Genomic DNA, 19,087 nt, shown 5'->3' with positions numbered 1-19,087 from the left:
CTAGGTGATGGGTGGCCCCGCGGTGTCGAAGACCTCGTCGCGGGTCGTGCTCAGTGCGGACTGCAGTGCTCCGGAGAGCACGGGGTCGGTGCTGATCGCGGTCATCAACAGCTGCGGCCGCGGTACGGCGAGGTCGGCGAGCTCGTCCTGGACCAGCCCGCGCAGGCGCTCTCCGCCGGCGGTGATGACGCCGCCGGCCAGCACGATCAGCTCCGGGTCGACGACCGCGACGATCGCCGCCAGACCGACCGCGAGCCGGTGCGCGAACTCGTGCAGTACGGCGTCGCCGGCGCCCTCGGTCTGCAGCGCGACCGCGATCGCGGCCTCCGCCGTCCGGGCCTTCAGGCCGTGTTCACGGGCGAGCTCGAGGACCGGTTCGCCGCCGGCCAGCTCCTGGAAGCCGCCGGCGTTGTTGCGGCCGACGTTGCGGATCAGCGGCGTACCGGGCAGCGGCAGGAACGCGACCTCGCCGGCGCCGCCGGTCGCGCCGCGGTGCAGCCGGCCGTTGATCACGATCGCGGCGCCGATGCCTTCCTCGCCCCAGAGCAGCACGAAGTTCTCGTGCTCCTGGGCATGGCCGATCCGCTGCTCGGCGACCGCTGCCAGGTTGACGTCGTTCTCCACCTCGAGCGGTACGGCGATCGCCGCGGCCAGCTCCTCGAGCAGGTGCGGGGCGTGCCAGCCCGGGAGGTGCGTCGCGTACCGCAGCCGGCCGGTCGTCGGGTCGAAGCCGCCCGGCGTACCGATCGAGACCCGGCGCAGCCGCTCCCGGCTCAGCCCGGCCTCGCCGGCGGCACCGTCGAGCGCCTTCACGACCCGGTCGACCGTGCCCTTGGCGCTGCGGCCCGGGGTGGCCAGCTCGTAGTGCCCGACCACGTTCCCGGTCAGGTCGGCGACCGCGGCCCGGATCCGCGTCGGCGTGACGTCCAGCCCCGCGACGTACGCGATCTCGCCGTTGATCTCGTACAGCTGCGCGTTCGGTCCCGGCCGGCCGGCGGTGGTGCCGCTCGGACGGACCAGACCGGCCGCCTCCAGACGGGCCAGCAGCTGCGACGCGGTCGGTTTGGACAGCCCGGTCAGGTTGCCCAGCGTGGTACGGGAGAGCGGGCCCTGGCTGAGCAGCAGGTCCAGGGCGGCGCGGTCGTTCATCGCGCGCAGCAGGCGCGGCGTTCCGGGTGTCGTTGCCATGAGCCAACCCTGCCTCCCTTCGCCGCCCGCGGGTACTCGCCGCGCTGAAGATCCGAACTGTTAGGAAAGTTTCCTATTAACGCGAGACCGTACGGCGGACTACGCCGGGTGTCAATCGGCGGGCATGAGTTAGGGTTGCCTAACTATGACGGCTGGGGAACTCTTGCGGCGGGCGGTGCGCCGGCATCGGGGGCGGATGGTCGCGGGTGTGCTGGTGCTGTCGTTGCATCAGGCGACCGAGGCCGCGGTGCCGGTGGCGATCGGTGTGTTCGTGGATCGTGCGGTGTCGACGGGACACGTACAGCCGTTGCTGTGGTGTGTGGTGATGATGGTCGTGCTGTTCGCCGTCCTGTCGAACGCCTGGAAGACCGGTGCGCGGCAGGTGGTGCACGCAATCGAGTACGAGAAGCACCTGCTGCGGCTGGAGATCTCGCGGCGCGTGCTGGATCCTCGTGGTCATCGGACGGGGCTGCGGTCGGGGGAGTTGCTGTCGATCGCCACGTCCGATGCGGAGAAGGCCGCGCTCGTGATGCGCGGGCTGTCGATGGGCGCGGCCGCCTGTACGGCGTTGATCGTGTCGTCGGTGTCGCTGCTGTTGGTCGACGTACCGCTCGGACTGGGCGTTTTGATCGGCGTACCGCTGCTGGTGCTGGGGATTCAGGCGTTGTCACCGTTGTTGACGCGTCGTACGTCCAGCCAGCAGGAGGCGGTGGCGCAGACGACTGCGTTGGCTACCGACCTGGTGAGTGGGCTGCGGACGTTGCGGGGGATCGGGGCGCAGCATTACGCGGCTGCGCGGTACCAGCGGTCCAGCCAGGCGACACTGAAGGCCACGCTGCGTGCGGCGTCGACGAATGGGCTGCAGGACGGTGTTACGACCGCACTGAGTGGGCTTTTGCTGGCTGCGGTGGCTGGTGTGTCCGGGTGGTTCGCGCTGAACGGGCGGATCACCATCGGTGAACTGATCACGGTAGTCGGGCTGGCCCAGTTCGTCGCCGAGCCGGTGGGGACGCTCGGCTACGCCAGCCAGGTGATCGCCATGTCCCGAGCCTCTGCAGCCCGACTGTCCACAGTCTTGGCCGCACCTCCGCTCTCTGTTACTGGCGTCGTGACTGCGCTTGACCCGACTCAACCTGTTCTGGCGTTGGAAGGTGTCTCGCATGGGACCCTCTCGTCGCTGAGTTTCGCAGTGCGCCCAGGCGAGTCCGTAGGTGTCCTGTGCTACGACCCGCGCGACGCTGACGCTCTACTGGCAGTGGTCGGCGGCCAAGCTCCCGAGCACGCCGGCACGGTTCTGCTCGGCGGCGCGACCTTGGAACAGCTGGACATAGACCTGCTGCGGCGCACCGTGCTGCTCGAACGCCACGAGACAGACCTCTTCGAAGGCACCGTGCGCAGCAATCTGTTGGCCGGCGACGGTCTCGAACGCGTGATGAGCGCTGCAGGTGCCGCCGACTTGGTAGGTGAGCTGGATCGGCCGTTGGCCGACCGTGGGCAGGCTTTGTCGGGTGGTCAGCGGCAACGGCTCGGGCTGGCGCGAGCGTTGCTGGCTGATCCGCCGCTGCTGGTGCTGCATGACCCGAGTACGGCGGTCGACGCCGTGACGGAGGAGGTGCTGGCCGAGGGACTGGCGGAGGAGCGAGCCGGCCGGACGACGCTGGTGTTGACGAGTAGCCCGGCTCTGTTGGGGAAGATGGATCGCGTTCTGGTGATCGCTGACGGGGTGATGGTTGCTGAGGGCGTCCATTCCGAGCTGGCTGCGTCTGACACGACCTACCAGGAAGCGGTACTGCGGTGAACCTTCTTCCGGTTGCTGGGGCGCGGGCTACCTGGGGCGTGCTGTGGCGGGAGCTTCGGCGGCTGCCTGTGCCGGCGGTTGTCGCGGCCCTGGTGATCACCGGCGCCAGTGCGGCGGGGCTGGTCGCGCCGTGGGCTCTCGGGCAGTTGATCGACAACATCGGTGACAAGTCGGCCATCGTGCGGGTAATAGTGCTGATCGGCGTGGCCGCGGTGCTTTCCGGCGTACTGACTGCGCTGGGAGTCACCCTGGTCGCGCGGGTCGGTGAGACCGTGCTGGCGCGGATCCGTGAACAAGTACTGGACCGTGTGCTCCAGTTGCCTGCCCCTGTGCTGGAGAAAGTGCGGACGGGCGACCTGTTGTCCCGGGTGGGCGACGATGTGGCGGCTGTTGCGTCGGCGTTGACCGAGGTGGGACCGTCCGTTCTCGGCGCGACGCTGACGATCCTGCTGACCGCTGGCGGCATGTTCGCGCTCGACTGGCGGCTCGGGCTTGCCGGACTGCTCGCGGTGCCGATGTATTACCTCGCGCTGCGCTGGTACCTGCGCCGCTCAGCGCCGTACTACAAGCAGGAACGGGTGGCGATGGGTGAGCGGTCCGAGGCGATCATCGCTTCGCTGCGCGGCAGCGCGACCGTGCGCGCGTACCGCCTGGAGGACCGGCAGCTGGCGAAGATCGACGAGACGTCCGGTACCGCGCGGGACATCGCGATCACGGTCTTCCGGCTGTTCAGCTTTTTCTCGTCGCGGATCAACCACGCCGAGTTCACCGGACTGACGGCGATCCTGGTCACCGGGTTCTTCCTGGTCCGTGCCGGCGCGGTGAGCGTTGGTGCCGTGACCGCGGCGGCGCTGTACTTCCACCGGCTGTTCAACCCGGTGAACGTCGTACTGATGGAGTTCGACCAGATCCAGGCCGCCGCGGCCGGGCTCTCCCGCCTGGCCGGCGTTCTCGAGCTGGAGCCCGCCCCGCAGCCGCCGGACGGCCCTGGCCCGGCCGATGCGTCCCTCGAACTGCAGGACATCACCCACCGGTACGACGGTCCCGAGGTCGTCACGGGGATCACCCTGCGGCTGGAACCAGGCGAACGGGTCGCCCTGGTCGGCGCAAGCGGTGCCGGCAAGACCACGCTCGCCGCTATCGCAGCGGGCGTCCTAGCGCCGTCCGCAGGAGCGGTGAAGCTCGGCGGCGTCGACATACGCGACCTGGGCGAAGACCGTACCCGTACGCAGGTAGCCCTGCTCAGTCAAGAGGTCCACGTCTTCTCGGGCACTCTGCTGGAGGACGTGCAGCTGGCACGTCCACAAGCATCACCAGAGGACGTCGAAGCGGCCCTGGAACGCGTAGGTGCGCTGAGCTGGGTCCGTGCACTGCCGGAGGGCCTGCAGACAGTAGTAGGCGAGAGCGGACACCAACTGACGGGCGCACAGGCCCAGCAGCTCGCCTTTGCGCGTTTGGTGCTGGCCGATCCGCCGGTGGCTGTTTTGGACGAGGCGACCGCAGAGGCGGGTAGTGCGGGCGCACGCGAGCTGGAGCGAGCGAGCACAGCAGCAACGGCGGGCCGGACCACCCTGGTCGTCGCGCATCGGCTGACCCAAGCAGAGCAGGCAGACCGCATCGTCGTGCTCGATCAGGGCCAGGTGGTTGAGTCAGGCACCCACGACGGCCTGCTGGCGACAGGCGGCCGCTACGCGCAGCTGTGGCGCAGCTGGACCGGTACGGCTACGCCTGATCAGCCAGGAGGGCGAACGACACCAGCCAGTGCGTCGACATGAAGTCTCCGTCCGTCACTGTTGGCAGCACGGCCTCCACCTGACGGTCAGCACCGGCCCGCAGTGCATCGGCAACGTCAGGCAGAGCAGGCGCCAGCGTCTGTAGCTGCCAAGCCCGGGACAACGCCAGCCCACCAAGGTGCGCCAGCTGACCGTCGCCGGAGTCGTCCGTCACCGGAACCTCCAGTAGGTGCCGGTGCTGCCCCTTCCCCAGTCCAGGAAGGAACGCGGACAGCCAGCTCCCGAACTCCGCAGCCGGCAGCACCCGCCGCATCAACTCCGCCTCAGACAACGCAGGCGACAAGAAGTCAGTCCCAGAAGGCTCGAATCGCGTGTCGTACGCCGTGTCCCCGCCGTACCACTCCAACGCCCGCCCGCGCACTGCCTCCACCACATCAGGCCGCCCGAGCTCGCCGTACGCCTCATGCAGCAACGCAAGAGCAAACGCCGAGTTCAGATGTACGCCGTGCCGCACCGGGTAGGCCTGCTTCGGCAGCCACGCGAGTACTAGGTCCGCGATCACATCACCCAATGGAGCAAGGGCTGCCGCCCACCGGGTATCCCGCGCCGCGGCGACCAGCATCGCCGCCCACGCCCAGCCGTACGGACGCTCGTACGCCGGCCGCTCCCGCAGGTACGCCACCTCGACGGCGATCGCGTCCGGCGTCAGCCGTCGATCCAGCAGGTCGACCAGGCGTCGGCCGACCTGATCCGGTGCCAGCGTCAGCAGCCGGACCAGGGACCACTGCATGTGCGCGCTGGAGTGCCAGTCGTACGACCCGTGGAAGGCAGGGTGTAGACGGTCCGGCGTCACGTCCACGTCGTCCGGACCCTTCGACGCGTGCGCGGCGCCGTACGGGTACGGCGTGTCCAGCACCTCGCAGGCGATGTCGGCCCAGGCAGCGGCGTACTTCATGGAACTCCTTAGAACGCGACGACGTACATGATCACGATGTTGCACGCCAGCAACGGGATCGCGGTCGGGATCTGGGCCTTGATCGGCCCGTACTGGTCCTTCATCTGCAGCAGCGCCGCGGGCACCAGGTTGAAGTTCGCGGCCATCGGCGTACACAGGGTCCCGCAGAACCCGGCCAGCATGCCGACCGCGAACACCACGGCGGGCGTGCCATGGAACTGCTGCACCAGCAGCGGCCAGCCGACCGCGGCCGTCATCACCGGGAACGCCGCGAACGCGTTGCCCATGATGATCGTGAAGATCGCCATCCCGACGCAGTACAGGATGACCGCCGCGACCAGCGAGCCCTTCGGGATCAGGTGGTCGGTGACGTGGCCGACCGCCTTGCCGACGCCGGACGCGTTGAACAGCAGGCCGAGCGTGGCCAGCATCTGCGGCAGGATCGCCGTCCAGCCGATGTGCTCGAGCAGCCGCCGGCCCTCGTGCAGCGGGACCGCCGGCGACTTCGGTTTGAGCAGCACCATGCCGAGGACCAGGGCCAGGATCGACGCGACGCCGAGCCCGATGATCGTGGCGGAACCCGTTTGCAGCAACGGTTTCCCGCCGCCGAGCTTCACCTTCGCGAGCCACGCGCCGAAGATCGCCGCGACCACCGGGATCACCAACGCCGGCAGGAACAGCTTGTTGCCGAACCGGTCGGCGAAGCGTACCCGCTCGGCCGGCGTCGTGGTCCGCTCCTCGCCTTTGCCCGGGAAGCCCGAGCCGGCCAGCACGGCGAGCCCGATGACCGCGATGCCGAGCAGCCAGGACGGCGCCTGCTTGTTCACCACGAACGTGCCGTAGCCGAACGAGATCCCGAGGATGCCCCAGAACGCGGCACTACCGATCCGCTTCGGATTGCTGCGGTCGTTGCCGGTCTGCAGCGCGATCAGTACGAAGAACAGCCCACACAGCCAGTAGAACCACTCGACCTTGATCATCGCGCGGCCTCCTTCTCCGCGCTCTTCAGCTCCACCGCGAGCTTGTCCAGCTTGCGATCGAGCAGCAGCAGCCGGGTGCCGTGGATCAGCAGCGCGCAGATGCCGGTCGGGATCGCCCAGAGCGCGATGTCGATCGCCTCCAGGTGCAGGCCGTACGTCGTGTCGACGAAGCCGGTGATCAGCAGGATCGAGCCGATCGCGACGAAGATGTCCTCCCCGAAGAACAGCCCGACGGTGTCGGCGCTGGCCGCGAAGGCCTTGATCTTCTCCTGGATCTTCTCCGGAAGCCTGCCGTAGCGGCGTTCGGCGGCGCCGGCGGCCATCGGATGGATCAGCGGGCGGACCGCCTGCGCGGGACCGCCGATGCTGGTCAGTCCGAGGGCCGCGGTGCCCTGCCGGATCAGTAGGTAGATGGCCAGCAGCCGGCCCGTTGTGAGGACCTTGAGCTTGCTGATCAGCTTGCGGGCCTGGTGCTGCAGCCCGTAGCGCTCGATCAGCCCGATGACGGGCAGCGTGACGATGAAGACGGTGACGGAGCGGCTGCCGGCGAACCCGTCGCCGAACGCGTCCAGGATCTTGACCGGAGACAGGCCGCCGATCAGCCCGGCGACGATCCCGGCCGCCGTGACGACCAGCATCGAGTTGATCCGGAGCGCGAACCCGACGACCACCACCGCGATAGCGAGCAGAACCCACATGGTTCCTCCCGGGGACGGAACGGTGTTGCAGAGGGAGATGTTCCGCTCACCATAGGGATTGTTGAACGATCCTGCAATGGATCATTCGAACAAATTCTCTACCGGTTCGACTGTCACGACGCCTTCGGCCTTGGCCGCGAGGTCCGGATCGACGGTGATGAGCGCGTCGGCCTGCAGCTGGGTGACTGCGAGGTACTCGGCGTCCCGGAGCGTGTCCCAGTCCTGGTCGCGGGCGATCTTCCACGCAGTCCAGCGGGACACCCGGTCGCCGAGCGCGCGGATCTTCAGCTCGGTCATCCGGGTGTGCAGCCGGCGCGCGTCCTTCTCGGTGCGCGTACCCAGGCGGACGTCGCGGAGCAGCTGCTCGAGGGCCTCCGAGCGGATCGCGGCAGGCGCGACCAGCTGGTGGTGTGCCGCGACGGCCAGATCACCGTCGACGAGGTGCAGCAGGGTGGGGGCATCGATCACGTAGCGCGTCATGCACCTCAGAGTGCCTCAGGGCAGGCGCCAGTCCACGGGAGAAGCGCCCTGCTCGGCCAGCATTGCGTTGACCCGGCTGAACGGGCGGGAGCCGAAGAAGCCGCGGTCCGCGGACATCGGGCTCGGGTGGGCGCTCTCGACGTACGGCGTGCTGCCCAGCATCGGCTTGAGCGTCTGCGCGTCACGGCCCCAGAGGATCGCGACCAGCGGGCCGCCGCGGTTCACCAGCGCGTGGATCGCCTGCTCGGTCACGGACTCCCAACCCTTGCCGCGGTGCGCGCCGGACTTGCCGGGCTGCACGGTCAGCACTCTGTTGAGCATCAGCACGCCCTGGTCGGCCCACGGTGTCAGGTCACCGTTGGACGGTGTCGCCACGCCCACGTCCTGCATCAGCTCGCGGTAGATGTTCTGCAGGCTGCGGGGGATCGGCCGTACGTCGGGAGCCACCGAGAAGCTCAGCCCGACCGGGTGGCCCGGCGTTGGGTATGGGTCCTGCCCGACCACGAGCACCTTGACCTCGGCCAGTGGACGGTGGAACGCCCGCAGCACGTTCTCGCCGGCCGGGAGGTACGCACGGCCCGCGGCGATCTCACCGCGCAGGAACTCGCCCATCCGCGTCACAGTGCCTTCGACCGGAGCCAACGCCTCAGCCCAGTCCGGCGCCACCAGATCCGCCAACGTCTTAGGACTCACCCGCCACAGTCTCGCAGTACTGCGGTTCGTACTGCACGCCGGGTTGTCGCCTGCTGTTCGCGTGTCGCTCAAACGCTGGTGTGACCGCGAAAGGTACAAAGGTCGCGGCCCCGCAAGGTATGAGCTTGCGGGGCCCTTAATTTGCCGAGCTATGCGGACAGCCGGCGCAGGGCGGCTGCGTAGCGCGTGGCTGCGAAGTGCTGGGCCTTGCGGGCGACGGGTCCGGCCAGACGCGTGTACCAGCTGGCGGGGCGGCTGTACGCGCGGATGGCGACGTACACGCCCTCGGCGTCGCGTGTGACGAGGAAGGACTCCTCGCCGGACTCCGGGTGGCCTTCGAGCGTTCCGTAGGCGAAGCCGACGCGGTCCGGCTCGTCGACCGTCCAGACGACCCGGCAGGGGACGGAAATGCCCAACCGGCTTCTCAGCCGCTTGCTGATCGCTCTTGGTCCCAATAGCCCCAGGGCGTTGGTGCCGACCTGCGGTGGCGAGGCGGTCGCCGTCATCGGCAGCCCCGCCGCCCGCTGCATCCGCCAGGCCAGCAACGCATCCGCGGCCCGCTCGAACACCTCGTCCCCGTCACCGAGCCGTTCGCGGTGCTCGAGCCGGTGATAGCCGTCGGGTGTCTCGTCGTACCGCGTGCAGCCCACCTCGTCGTAGGTGAGCTGCAGCCCGGCCAACTCGTCCAGCTTCATCGGGGTGATGCGGATCAACTGCTCTTCAGGCCGCTGGTCTTGTCCTGCTTGATCGCGTCGAACAAGGCCTTTGCCTTCTCGGTGTCCCACTTGACCGCGACACCGCGGCCGTGGCCGAGCTGGTAGTTGTCGTTGCTCACCGGCACCGTCAGCGTGACACCGCCGCTGCCGGAGATCGCCCGCATGCCGTTCGCGAACCGGACGAAGTCCAGCAGGCTCATGCCCTTGTCCACGGTCAGTGCGTCGACACCCTTGGTCGCGACGTTGTAGTAGCGGATCGGGTTCAGGAACGTCGACGGCGAGCTGGCCTTCTTCGCGACGGCGCCGACCATCTGCCGCTGCCGCTGGACCCGGCCGAAGTCGTTCTGCCCGTCCGCGTGCCGGGAGCGGACGTAACCGAGCGCGGTCACGCCGTCCAGCTGCTGGCAGCCGGCCGGCAGGTTGATGTGCGCGAGCTTGTCATCCATTGCCTTGGGCAAGCACATCTGGACGCCGCCGATGCTGTCGATCACCGAGGCGAAGCCGCCGAAGCCGACCTCGACGTAGTGGTCGACGCGCAGCCCGGTGACGTTCTCGATGGTCTGGATCAGCAGCGCCGGGCCCTTGTTGAAGGCCGCGTTGATCTTCTGTTTGCCGGACACGCCCGGAATGTTCACGGCGCTGTCCCGCGGGATGCTGATCAGCACGGTCGGTCCGGACTTCGGGACGTGCATCAGCATGATCGAGTCGGTACGCGCCGGCCCGGCGTTGCCGCCGGTGTGCAGCTTCGCGCGCTCGGCGCGGCTGAGGTTCTCCCGAGCATCCGACCCGACCATCAGGTACGTCGTGCCCGAGGTCGCGGCCGGCCGATCGCCGGTCGGCATCGCGTCGATCTTGTCGATCCGGCTCCATGCGTAGAGCGGGACCGCGATCAGCATCAGAACGAACAGCAGGACGATCAGTCCGACGGTCCGGAGGAACCAGTTGCGCCGCTTCTTCGGGCGGCGCGGCGGCGGGTTCGCGGTTCGCGGGTCGAGGCGCTGCGTTTCACTCATAGCCACGACGGTATCGGTGCCCAGGCCCCAAACACGTCACCCCACTGAATGGTTTTACACGTCGGAAAGTCGATGGCGCCTCCTTCGAAGGGAGGAAATCCGCCTCGTGAGCGAACAAGAGTCCAAGAGGCGGGTTCGGGTGTCCATTCCGTTCGGTGCCCGGCTGCGGCTGGAATGGGGAGCGTGCTGACGTCGAACGGATACGTACTGGATGAGCGGCGGCTGGGTGAGCTGGCCGCGGTTCCCGCAGAAGAACGTGGGGATCGGGAGGTGCTGCGGGCGCGGCTGCAGCGGGACGGGTACCTGTACCTGACGGGGATGCTGGATCCTGCCGCGGTGCTGGCGTTCCGGGAGTACTACTTCGGGTTGACGGCTGCTGCCGCGGACAGGGCGACGTACCGGAAGGTGTTGTTCGAGAAGATCGTGCCGGGGCCGGAGTACGCGGCCTTCTGTACGCAGCCGGCGTTGAAGGACTGGTTCGCGTGGTTCCTGGACGGGGAGCCGTTCCTGCACCGGCGGAAGATCATCCGGCAGACCGCGCCGGGCGAGAACGGCATCGGTACGGCGACCCAGGCGCACTACGACCTGGTGTACCTGCGGGACGGTACCGACCAGGTGCTGTCGGCGTGGATCCCGCTCGGCGACTGCCCGGTCAGCCGCGGCGGGCTGACGTACCTGGAGGGCAGTCACCACCGGGTGCTCGCCGACGAGGCGGCCGGCCGGCTCAAGCGACCGGCGGCGTCGATCACCGCGGACCTGCCCGCACTGGCCACCGAGTACGACGCGAACTGGCTGGTCGCGAACTATCGGGCCGGGGACGTCGTCGTACACACCGCACACACCGTCCATGCGGCGCTCGACAACGTGTCCGACGGTATGCGGCTGTCCACCGACATCCGGTACCAGCGGGCCGACGACGCCGTCGACGCCCGCTGGCAGCAGCACTGGCACGACCGCGACGGCCTCTGACCGGCGGACGCCTTCTCGCTAACGACAATCATTTCGGTTAAGGTGGGCGCGGAAGTGCGAACCAAGTCTGAGGAGAGTCGTGAACCGGAACGAACTGATCACCGGCGTGGCGCAGAAGGCGGGCATCCCGCGGAACCAGGCCGAGAAGGTCCTCGACGCGCTCGGCGACGTGGTCACCGAGGCCGTGCAGCGCGGTGACAAGGTGTCACTGACCGGCCTGCTCAGCATCGAGCGGGTCATGCGCGCGCCGCGCACCGGCCGGAACCCGCAGACCGGCGAGCCGCTGAACATCCCGGCGGGGTACTCCGTGCGGCTGTCCTGCGGGAGCCGTCTGAAGGCGGCCGCGCGCGGCGGACGCTGACAGTCGCCGGCTTGTCCACAGCGAGGCGATGCCCGATCCCTGGCAGCTCGCGAAACAGGTATGTTCGCTGGCAGCAACTCCACTCGTGACAAGGGGCCAGGGATGACAGCAGGAATCGACGGGTCGGCCGCGGCGCGACCGCAGGACGATCTGTACCGGTTCGTCAACGGGGCGTGGCTGGCGGAGCACGAGATCCCGGCGGACAAGGCGATCCACGGCGCGTTCCACGCGCTCTGGGACACCGCGGAGCAGGACGTCCGCGCGATCGTCGAGAAGACCGCCGCGGCCGGGCATCCGGACGGCAGCGAGCCGCGCAAGATCGCCGACCTCTACACCAGCTTCATGGACACCGAGACGATCGAGCGGCTGGGCGCCGACCCGATCGCCGACCAGCTCGCGCTGGTGGCGGGCGTCACCGACGCGGCCGGGCTGGTGTCCGTGCTCGGGCAGCTCGAGCTGCAGGGTGTGCCCGGCGTCTTCCACTACTGGGTCGACGCCGACGCCAAGCAGTCCGACCGGAACATCGTGCACCTGACCCAGGGCGGCCTGAGCCTCCCCGACGAGTCGTACTACCGCGAGGACGCGTTCGCCGAGATCCGCACGGCGTACGTCGCGCACGTGGCGAAGCTGCTCGAGCTGGCCGGGCTGCCGGACCCGAGCGGTGCCGCGGAGCGGATCCTCGAGCTGGAGACCCGGATCGCCGGCGCGCACTGGGACCGGGTGAAGGAGCGGGACGTCCAGCTCACGTACAACAAGCTCGACCGGGCCGGGCTGGACGCGCTGACGCCGGGCTTCGACTGGGCGACCTGGCTGGCCGGTGCCGGCGTACCGGAAGACGCGTTCGCGGAGGTCGTGGTCCGCGAGCCCGACTTCCTGACCGCCGCGGCCGGCGCGCTCCAGGAGGTCGGCGTCGACCGCTGGAAGGAGTGGCTGAGCTGGCAGATCGTGCACAGCGCGGCGCCGTTGCTGAGCCAGGCCTTCGTCGACGAGAACTTCGCCTTCTACGGCAAGACGCTGACCGGTGCGCCCGAGCTGCGGGAGCGCTGGAAGCGCGGCGTCGGCGCGGTGGAGTCGGCGCTGGGTGAGGCGCTCGGCAAGCTGTACGTCGCGGAGCACTTCCCGCCGGACGCCAAGGCCCGGATGGTCGAGCTCGTGCAGAACCTGGTCGCCGCCTACCGGCAGCGGATCGAGGCGCTGGACTGGATGGGCCCGGACACCCGGCAGCGGGCGCTGGAGAAGCTCGGCACGTTCGTGCCGAAGATCGGCTACCCGGACGAGTGGAAGGACTACTCGGCGCTCGAGATCGACCCGGCCGACCTGTTCGGGAACGTCCGCCGTTCGGTCGCGGTGGAGACCGCGCGCGACCTCGACAAGCTCGGCAAGCCGGTCGACCGGAACGAGTGGCGGATGACGCCGCAGACCGTGAACGCGTACTACAACCCGCGGATGAACGAGATCGTCTTCCCGGCCGGCATCCTGCAGCCGCCGTTCTTCGGGCTGGACGCCGACGACGCCACCAACTACGGCGCGATCGGCGCGGTGATCGGCCACGAGATCGGCCACGGCTTCGACGACCAGGGCTCGCGCTACGACGCCGACGGCAACCTGAACGACTGGTGGACCGACGCGGACCGCGCCGCCTTCGAGCAGCGCACCGACAAGCTCGTCGCGCAGTACGACGTCCTCGAGCCGGCCGAGACCCCCGGCCAGAAGGTGAACGGCAAACTCACCCTGGGCGAGAACATCGGCGACCTCGGCGGCCTGTCGATCGCTTACGTGGCGTACAAGTTGTCGCTGGACGGCACCGAGCCGGACGAGGAGCTGCAGGCCGGCGCCGAGCGGTTCTTCGCCGCCTGGGCACACGCCTGGGCGACCAAGACCCGCCCCGAGGAAGCCGCCCGCCGGCTGACGATCGACCCGCACTCACCGCCGGAGTTCCGCTGCAACGCGGTGGTGAAGAACATCGACGAGTTCCACACCACCTACAAGACCACCGAATCCGACGGCATGTGGCTGTCACCGGAGGACCGCGTCCGCATCTGGTAGTTCGGTGTCGGTGGCCGGTTGGTTCCGAGTGGGGAGTCACCTGAGCGCCGTGTGGTTGAAGGTGTTGGCCGGGTCGTAAGTGGACTTGAGCCGGCGGAGGCGGGTGAGTTTGTCCGGGCTGTAGGCGCGGTGGACGGCGGCGGGGTCGTTGTCGTCGGAGAGCGTGTTGACGTAGCTGCCGCTGGTGTACGGCTCGAGGGTTGCGGCGTAGGCGCGGGCCGCGGAGATGCGGTCTGCGTCCTCCGCCGGGTCGGCCCAGTCGTCGCCGGTGGTGAACTCGACGAGCGCGTCGCGGTGGCTGTAGGCGGTCGCGTCGTCGGGTACGTCGGCGATCGCGCCGCCGTTCAGCGTCAATCGGGCGCCCGGGAGGTCGCTGGAGAGGAACGCGTCGATCGCGGCGTCGGGCAGGGCGCGCAGGTAGTGGCCTTTGCAGTAGCGGCGTAGCGCGTGCCGTTCGTCGTCGTCGGACTGGGTCTGCAGGTCGAGGTAGCTGACCTCGCGGACCCGCTGTTCGAGGGGACGGCCGATTGCCTGGTACGACGGGAGCAGCCGGCGTCCTTCGACGGTGTCGCCGACCCACACGTAGCCGATGCTCGCGACCGGCCGTCCGTCCCGTCGGCCCACGCGGGCGAACGGGGTGGCGGCCCGGGGTGTCTGCGCGAAGAGGTCGCGCCAGCCGCGGAGCGCCGTACCGCCGTCGGCCAGGTCGTAGTTCAGGTCGACGATCAACGCCTGCGTTCCGGCCGGGTGCAGGCGGAACTCGAACTCGGTGACCACGCCGAAGCTGCCGCCTCCGCCGCGCAAGGCCCAGAACAGGTCCGGGTGGGAGGTCTCGCTGACGCGCAACACGGCGCCGTCGGCGGTGACCAGTTGGTACGACACGACGTTGTCGCAGGTCAGGCCGTACGCGCGGGCCAGCCAGCCGACGCCTCCGCCGAGGGTGAGGCCGCCGACGCCCGTGTGCGAGACGTTGCCGGCCGTCGTCGCCAGGCCGTAGCGCTGACTGGCCACGTCGAGGGCGCCGAGCAGCGCGCCGCCGCCGACCCGCGCTCGACGGCTGACCGGATCGACCTGCACCGAGTTCATCGCGGACAGGTCGAGCAACAGGCCGTTCTCCACGACCGGGAGTCCGAGGAAGCTGTGCCCGCCGCCCCGGACGCCGAGCTCCAAGCCGGCGTCGCGGGCATAGCGAAGGGCTGCGACCACGTCCGCCGTACTCGCGCAGCGGGCGATCAGGGCTGGGCGGCGGTCGACCATCGCGTTCCAGACCGCCCGGCCGGAGTCGTAGTCCGCATCCCCCGGCCGGGTCAGCAGGCCTTCGAAGGCTGTGATCGTCATCGCCCGACCACCGACTGCAGGACGGTCCGGATCGACGCGCGCCGGAACCAGACGATCACGGCCGTCACCAGCAGGTACGCGAGCGGGATCACAGGTGCGGCACCCAGCGCGAAGATGTTCGTCAGGGTGGCTCCGACCAGCACGAGCGACAGCCCGAGCGCGGCCAACCCGCACAACCGCGGGACGAGCAGGCCGATCGCGCCGGCGATCTCCAGTACGCCGACCACGTAGCGCAACCACTGCCCGACGCCGACCGCGTCGAAGATCTCCACCATCACCGGGTCGCCCGACAGCTTCGGAAGACCGGCCATCACGAACAGCGCCGCCAGCACCACCTGCGCCACCCACAGCGCCACCGTCCCCGGTCGGACCCGGCGCGCCGTTGTCATCGTCGAACTCATCACTGCCTCCAAGAGTTGATCTGGTACGACGACTCTCGCGGCGGCGACCGGGGTGCCACATCCGTGCCGACCACGGATCCACCACGGAGAACCCCACGGATCGGTCATGATGGAGCGCGTGAACGAGGTGTCCGCACGCGAAGCCGAGGTGCTGGCCGCGCTGGCCGACCACCGGTCGAACGCGCAGATCGCCCACGCCCTGCACATCTCCGTGCGCACCGTCGAGAGCCATGTGTCGTCGTTGCTGCGTAAGTACGGCGCCGGCGACCGCCGCGAGCTGGCGGACCTGGCTGGGGCGCAGCAGGGCCGATCAACTGCGTCTGGGATGAGTGGGCTGCCGGCTGGGCGGACCACGTTCGTCGGACGGGCCGATGAGACGGCCACGCTGCGTACCGCGCTGAGCCAGTCACGGCTGGTCACGCTGCTCGGCCCTGGCGGCATGGGGAAGACCCGGCTGGCCGCCGTCGTCGCAGCCGAGGTCGGCCGGGCCGGGGCCGGCGGGGCTGGGGTCGGGGGAGGTGGGGCGTTCGTGGATCTGGTTCCGGTGCGGGAGGGGCAGGTGACGCGGGCGGTTGCGACAGCGTTGGGGTTGTCGGAGCGGCCGCCGCAGAGTCTTGAGCAGGTTCTGGTCGAGTACCTGCAGCAGGGCCCGTCGTTGCTGGTGCTGGACAACTGCGAGCACCTGGTTGACGAGGTTGCCGAGCTGGCGGAGCAGTTGCTGCGGACCTGTCCTGAGCTGACGATTCTCGCCACCAGCCGGGAGCGGCTCGGCGTACCGGCGGAGACGACCGTACTGCTGCCGCCGTTGGACGCGGCGACCGAGCTGTTCGTGGACCGGGCGCGGGCGGTCGACCCGAGCTTTGCGGCGTCGGACGAGGAGCTGGCGGAGATCTGTGCGCGGCTGGACGGCCTGCCGCTCGCGATCGAGCTGGCCGCGGCGCGGATCGGGTCGCTCGGGGCCGACGGGCTGCGGGCGGCACTCGACGACCGGCTGCGGGTGTTGGCCGGCGGGCGCGGGATGGACGCCCGGCATCGGTCGCTCGCGGCTGTCATCGGTTGGAGCCATGAGCTGCTGGACGAGCAGGAACGGCTGCTGTTCCGGCGGTTGTCGATCTACGTCGGCGGCTTCGACCTGGATGCGGCAGGCGCGACCAGCCCGGAGCTGGGGCGCGGTGAGGTCGCCGATCTGCTCGGCCGGCTGACGGACAAGAGCCTCCTGGTACGCCGGGGATCCCGCTGGCGGCTGCTGGAGACGATCCGGGAGTTCGCGCGGGAGCAGCTGACCGCGGACGAGCTGGCAACCGCGCGAGACCGCCGCCTCCACTGGGCCGCCGATACCGCCACCGCGCTGGAAGGGCGGCTCGACTCGCCCGGCTGGGAACAGCCGTACGACGAGGTCTCCGCCGACCTCCGCGCCGCGCTGGCGGCAACCGCCGCAACCGCCGCAACCGCCGCGGACGCGCTGGCCGCGGACGTCGACGTCGCGCCCGGGCGGAACGAGGTAGCCGCCGTGGTCGGGCTGGTCGGGGACGGCGACGTCGTGTCCGGACGGGACGAGGCGGCTGTGGTGCAGGTCGGTTTTCGGTGTGGGCCGGACCCGACGGCGCATCGGCTGGCGCGGGCGTTGGCGCATCTTGGGTTTGGGCGGCGGCAGTTCCGGGAGTCGATCGGGGACTACCGGGCGGCGGCGGACCGGGCCGCGACCGGCGAGGCGGCGGCGCTGGACCTGCGGTCGGCGGCCGATGCCACGCTGGCGATCTCGGACGCGGAGACCGGGGTCCGGCTGCTGCTGGACGCCGCCGACCGGGCGGTTGCTGATGGCAACGTTCGGGCGACGATGCTCGCGCTCGCGGTGATCGCGGTGAATCGGTACCCGACCGGCTCGCTGTACGCCGTACCCGCCGAGCGCACCGAACGCCTGCTGCAGCAGGCGATCGAGTGCGCGCAGCCGGGCGACGCGCAGGTGGCCGCGCTGCTCGCGACCGCCAAGGCGTGGGAGTACGGCGATCGTCGGGTCGGCGCCGACGCGGAGCTTGCCCAGGTGGCTGTGGACGCGGCCCGCCGTACGGGCGATCCGGTGCTGATCGCGGGCGCGCTGGACACGCTGACCGTGGCCGCCGGGAACGCGGGCCGCCTGCGCGACGCCCGCTCGTACGCCGTGGAACGCCTGGCGCTGGTCGGTCCGCTGCCACGGCACGAGCCGTACGCCGCGGCCGAGATCATCGACGCCTTCCACGTCGCCTCGACGACGGCGAACGCGGTCGGCGACCTGAAGGCCGCGGGGGCGCCCGCGCCGGACGATCCGGTCGGCGACCATCCGTACATCTCGCTGCCGCGGCTGATCCGGGCGACCGCGCTGACCGGTGAGTTCGACGCCTGCGTGGCGCACGCGGACGCGCTGTGGGAACGCTGGCAGCGGGCGGGAGCGCCGCCGGTCGAGTGGATGGCGTCCGCATTGTCGGCGGCCGCGATGGTGCACGGGCTGCGGGACGACGGGCTGTTCGACGTCTGGCAGGAGCGTGCGCTCGAGGTCGCTCGGTGCACGGATCTGGAGGACGCCCCGTGGCTGGCGGCGCCGTACACGTTCGTCCGGGCGCGGGTCGCCGTACAGCTCGGTGCTGTCGAGAAAGCGCCGGACATCGTACGGCGGGCGTTCGCGGGCTTCGCTGAACGGTGGTGGGCGCCGTATGCACGCTCCGCCGCGGCCGAACTCGCCGTGGTCGCCGGCCTGCCCGAAGCCCCGGAACTGCTCGACGCCATCGGCCCGGACGCCGTCGAGAACAGCTGGGCCGCGGCCTGCCGTATCCGGGCCACCGCCCGCACGACCGGCGACCTCGATGCCCTGCTGGAAGCAGCCGACGCGTTCGACCGGATCGGGGCACGCTTCGAGCACGTCAGCACCCTCGCGCTGCACTCCGAACTGGATGGTGGCGCTCGGCAACGAGTGTGAGCCGGTCGGTCGCTAGTTTTGGTCTCGACCTGATTCTTGGCGGAGGGCTGATGATCGTGCGTACGCGGAAGCTGACGGTGGCGGTTGCGGTCGTCGCGGCGGGGGCGTTGGCGGGCTGCTCGGGCGGTGGGACGGACGCCGCGAGTTCCCCAGCCACTCAGTCGTCGCCAACTACGCCAGGTTGGACGCCGACGGATCCCGCAGCCCTTCCCACCGACACCCCGACCACCACGCAACCCGCGCCGCCCACGACCCCGGCAAACCCGACCACTCCGGCGAAGGCGGCCTCGGGCGGTGTGCCGGATGCGGCCGGGATCAAGACCGCGATGGCGCAGACCGTCGAGGTCAAGCAGCCGAGCGTGCACTTCGTCCCGAGCACCGTGAAGGCGACCGTTCCGGACGGCGACGGCGGCAAGCTGACCGCGGTCGTCGGCACCCGGTCGAACGCCGCGGACAGCGGCGGCCAGGTGGTGTTCTTCTTCCACGGTACGAAGTTCGTCGGTTGGGACGGCGACACCGAGACGTCCGGCGTGACCAGCCTGGCCGGCGCGGGGACGGGCGCGTTCGCGATCAAGTACACGCATTTCGCCAAGGACGACCCGGCGTGCTGCCCGTCGCTGAAGCCGGTGACGATCCACTGGAGCTGGCAGGACAACGACGGCTTCGCCCCGAGTGGCGGCAGCCGCCCGTACGCCGGCACCCCGGTCGCGATCCGCCTCAAGGCCTAGCCTGCCCTGGCGCTCGACAGCCGGTGCGGCATATCGTCCG

Annotated in this window: 17 protein-coding genes; 7 read left to right on the top strand and 10 right to left on the bottom strand. The window is 69.8% G+C overall.

What is annotated here, in order from left to right; all coding sequences use genetic code 11:
• Positions 1–1,188 (bottom strand): ROK family protein, encoded by a 1,188-nt coding sequence (locus tag ACXJJ3_RS16205; protein ID WP_458170909.1) that lies wholly within the window; start codon positions 1,186–1,188, stop codon positions 1–3.
• A 145-nt stretch (positions 1,189–1,333) separates the two neighbouring features.
• Here ACXJJ3_RS16205 and ACXJJ3_RS16200 point away from each other — a divergent pair, with 145 nt between their 5' ends.
• Positions 1,334–2,986, top strand: coding sequence for an ABC transporter ATP-binding protein (locus ACXJJ3_RS16200; RefSeq protein WP_458170908.1), 1,653 nt, complete (start codon positions 1,334–1,336; stop codon positions 2,984–2,986).
• A complete protein-coding gene (locus ACXJJ3_RS16195; protein WP_458170906.1) occupies positions 2,983–4,761 on the top strand; it encodes an ABC transporter ATP-binding protein in 1,779 nt (592 codons plus the stop codon). The genes ACXJJ3_RS16200 and ACXJJ3_RS16195 overlap by 4 nt, the downstream gene beginning before the upstream one ends.
• Here ACXJJ3_RS16195 and ACXJJ3_RS16190 read toward each other — a convergent pair.
• From ACXJJ3_RS16190 to ACXJJ3_RS16160, 7 genes are all read right to left on the bottom strand, one after another.
• On the bottom strand, positions 4,709–5,674 hold the full coding sequence (locus tag ACXJJ3_RS16190) for a DUF2891 family protein (protein WP_458170905.1): 966 nt from the start codon (positions 5,672–5,674) through the stop codon (positions 4,709–4,711). The two genes, ACXJJ3_RS16195 and ACXJJ3_RS16190, sit on opposite strands and share 53 nt — an antisense overlap.
• Positions 5,675–5,682: 8 nt before the next feature.
• Entirely contained in the window at positions 5,683–6,654 is a 972-nt protein-coding gene (locus ACXJJ3_RS16185; RefSeq protein WP_458170904.1) for a DUF979 domain-containing protein, read from the bottom strand.
• The gene (locus tag ACXJJ3_RS16180) at positions 6,651–7,352 is read right to left on the bottom strand and encodes a DUF969 domain-containing protein (protein ID WP_458170903.1); all 702 of its coding nucleotides are present in this window, start codon (positions 7,350–7,352) and stop codon (positions 6,651–6,653) included. Before ACXJJ3_RS16180 ends, ACXJJ3_RS16185 begins: the two co-directional genes overlap by 4 nt.
• An 81-nt stretch (positions 7,353–7,433) precedes the next feature.
• A complete protein-coding gene (locus tag ACXJJ3_RS16175; protein ID WP_458170902.1) occupies positions 7,434–7,832 on the bottom strand; it encodes a hypothetical protein in 399 nt (132 codons plus the stop codon).
• A 15-nt stretch (positions 7,833–7,847) separates the two neighbouring features.
• Positions 7,848–8,525, bottom strand: coding sequence for a uracil-DNA glycosylase (locus tag ACXJJ3_RS16170; protein WP_458170901.1), 678 nt, complete (start codon positions 8,523–8,525; stop codon positions 7,848–7,850).
• Between the two features lie 149 nt (positions 8,526–8,674).
• Positions 8,675–9,220, bottom strand: coding sequence for a DUF1990 family protein (locus ACXJJ3_RS16165; protein ID WP_458170900.1), 546 nt, complete (start codon positions 9,218–9,220; stop codon positions 8,675–8,677).
• Between the two features lie 14 nt (positions 9,221–9,234).
• Positions 9,235–10,254, bottom strand: a complete 1,020-nt coding sequence (locus tag ACXJJ3_RS16160) for an LCP family protein (protein WP_458170899.1) — start codon at positions 10,252–10,254, stop codon at positions 9,235–9,237.
• 183 nt (positions 10,255–10,437) lie between these two features.
• Here ACXJJ3_RS16160 and ACXJJ3_RS16155 point away from each other — a divergent pair, with 183 nt between their 5' ends.
• The 3 genes from ACXJJ3_RS16155 (at position 10,438) to ACXJJ3_RS16145 (ending at position 13,630) form a co-directional block, all read left to right on the top strand.
• Positions 10,438–11,223, top strand: a complete 786-nt coding sequence (locus tag ACXJJ3_RS16155) for a phytanoyl-CoA dioxygenase family protein (RefSeq protein WP_458170898.1) — start codon at positions 10,438–10,440, stop codon at positions 11,221–11,223.
• A gap of 79 nt (positions 11,224–11,302) precedes the next feature.
• A complete protein-coding gene (locus tag ACXJJ3_RS16150) occupies positions 11,303–11,584 on the top strand; it encodes an HU family DNA-binding protein (protein ID WP_458170897.1) in 282 nt (93 codons plus the stop codon).
• A 102-nt stretch (positions 11,585–11,686) separates the two neighbouring features.
• Positions 11,687–13,630 (top strand): M13 family metallopeptidase, encoded by a 1,944-nt coding sequence (locus tag ACXJJ3_RS16145; RefSeq protein WP_458170896.1) that lies wholly within the window; start codon positions 11,687–11,689, stop codon positions 13,628–13,630.
• A gap of 36 nt (positions 13,631–13,666) precedes the next feature.
• Here ACXJJ3_RS16145 and ACXJJ3_RS16140 read toward each other — a convergent pair whose 3' ends face one another.
• Positions 13,667–14,968, bottom strand: coding sequence for an FAD-binding oxidoreductase (locus ACXJJ3_RS16140; protein ID WP_458170895.1), 1,302 nt, complete (start codon positions 14,966–14,968; stop codon positions 13,667–13,669).
• The gene (locus ACXJJ3_RS16135; protein WP_458170893.1) at positions 14,965–15,369 is read right to left on the bottom strand and encodes a DoxX family protein; all 405 of its coding nucleotides are present in this window, start codon (positions 15,367–15,369) and stop codon (positions 14,965–14,967) included. The genes ACXJJ3_RS16140 and ACXJJ3_RS16135 overlap by 4 nt, the downstream gene beginning before the upstream one ends.
• 106 nt (positions 15,370–15,475) lie before the next feature.
• Here ACXJJ3_RS16135 and ACXJJ3_RS16130 point away from each other — a divergent pair, with 106 nt between their 5' ends.
• Positions 15,476–18,319 (top strand): ATP-binding protein, encoded by a 2,844-nt coding sequence (locus ACXJJ3_RS16130; protein WP_458170891.1) that lies wholly within the window; start codon positions 15,476–15,478, stop codon positions 18,317–18,319.
• Positions 18,320–18,369: 50 nt separating this feature from the next.
• Positions 18,370–19,047: an LppP/LprE family lipoprotein gene (locus ACXJJ3_RS16125; protein WP_458170890.1), complete on the top strand. Its 678-nt coding sequence runs from the start codon at positions 18,370–18,372 to the stop codon at positions 19,045–19,047.
• Positions 19,048–19,087: the final 40 nt, after the last annotated feature.

The organism is Kribbella sp. WER1, from assembly GCF_054189145.1.
Note: the sequence above shows the minus strand (reverse complement) of the source record. Positions and strands in the feature narration are given on the sequence as shown.

Bases quoted from the DNA above. Each gene is read 5' to 3' on its own strand.
- ACXJJ3_RS16175 (WP_458170902.1), bottom strand. From the start codon at position 7,832: ATGACGCGCTACGTGATCGATGCCCCCACCCTGCTGCACCTCGTCGAC.
- ACXJJ3_RS16160 (WP_458170899.1), bottom strand. From the start codon at position 10,254: ATGAGTGAAACGCAGCGCCTCGACCCGCGAACCGCGAACCCGCCGCCG.
- ACXJJ3_RS16180 (WP_458170903.1), bottom strand. From the start codon at position 7,352: ATGTGGGTTCTGCTCGCTATCGCGGTGGTGGTCGTCGGGTTCGCGCTC.
- ACXJJ3_RS16185 (WP_458170904.1), bottom strand. From the start codon at position 6,654: ATGATCAAGGTCGAGTGGTTCTACTGGCTGTGTGGGCTGTTCTTCGTA.
- ACXJJ3_RS16190 (WP_458170905.1), bottom strand. From the start codon at position 5,674: ATGAAGTACGCCGCTGCCTGGGCCGACATCGCCTGCGAGGTGCTGGAC.
- ACXJJ3_RS16125 (WP_458170890.1), top strand. From the start codon at position 18,370: ATGATCGTGCGTACGCGGAAGCTGACGGTGGCGGTTGCGGTCGTCGCG.
- ACXJJ3_RS16130 (WP_458170891.1), top strand. From the start codon at position 15,476: ATGATGGAGCGCGTGAACGAGGTGTCCGCACGCGAAGCCGAGGTGCTG.
- ACXJJ3_RS16145 (WP_458170896.1), top strand. From the start codon at position 11,687: ATGACAGCAGGAATCGACGGGTCGGCCGCGGCGCGACCGCAGGACGAT.
- ACXJJ3_RS16205 (WP_458170909.1), bottom strand. From the start codon at position 1,188: ATGGCAACGACACCCGGAACGCCGCGCCTGCTGCGCGCGATGAACGAC.
- ACXJJ3_RS16200 (WP_458170908.1), top strand. From the start codon at position 1,334: ATGACGGCTGGGGAACTCTTGCGGCGGGCGGTGCGCCGGCATCGGGGG.
- ACXJJ3_RS16165 (WP_458170900.1), bottom strand. From the start codon at position 9,220: ATGAAGCTGGACGAGTTGGCCGGGCTGCAGCTCACCTACGACGAGGTG.
- ACXJJ3_RS16135 (WP_458170893.1), bottom strand. From the start codon at position 15,369: ATGAGTTCGACGATGACAACGGCGCGCCGGGTCCGACCGGGGACGGTG.
- ACXJJ3_RS16140 (WP_458170895.1), bottom strand. From the start codon at position 14,968: ATGACGATCACAGCCTTCGAAGGCCTGCTGACCCGGCCGGGGGATGCG.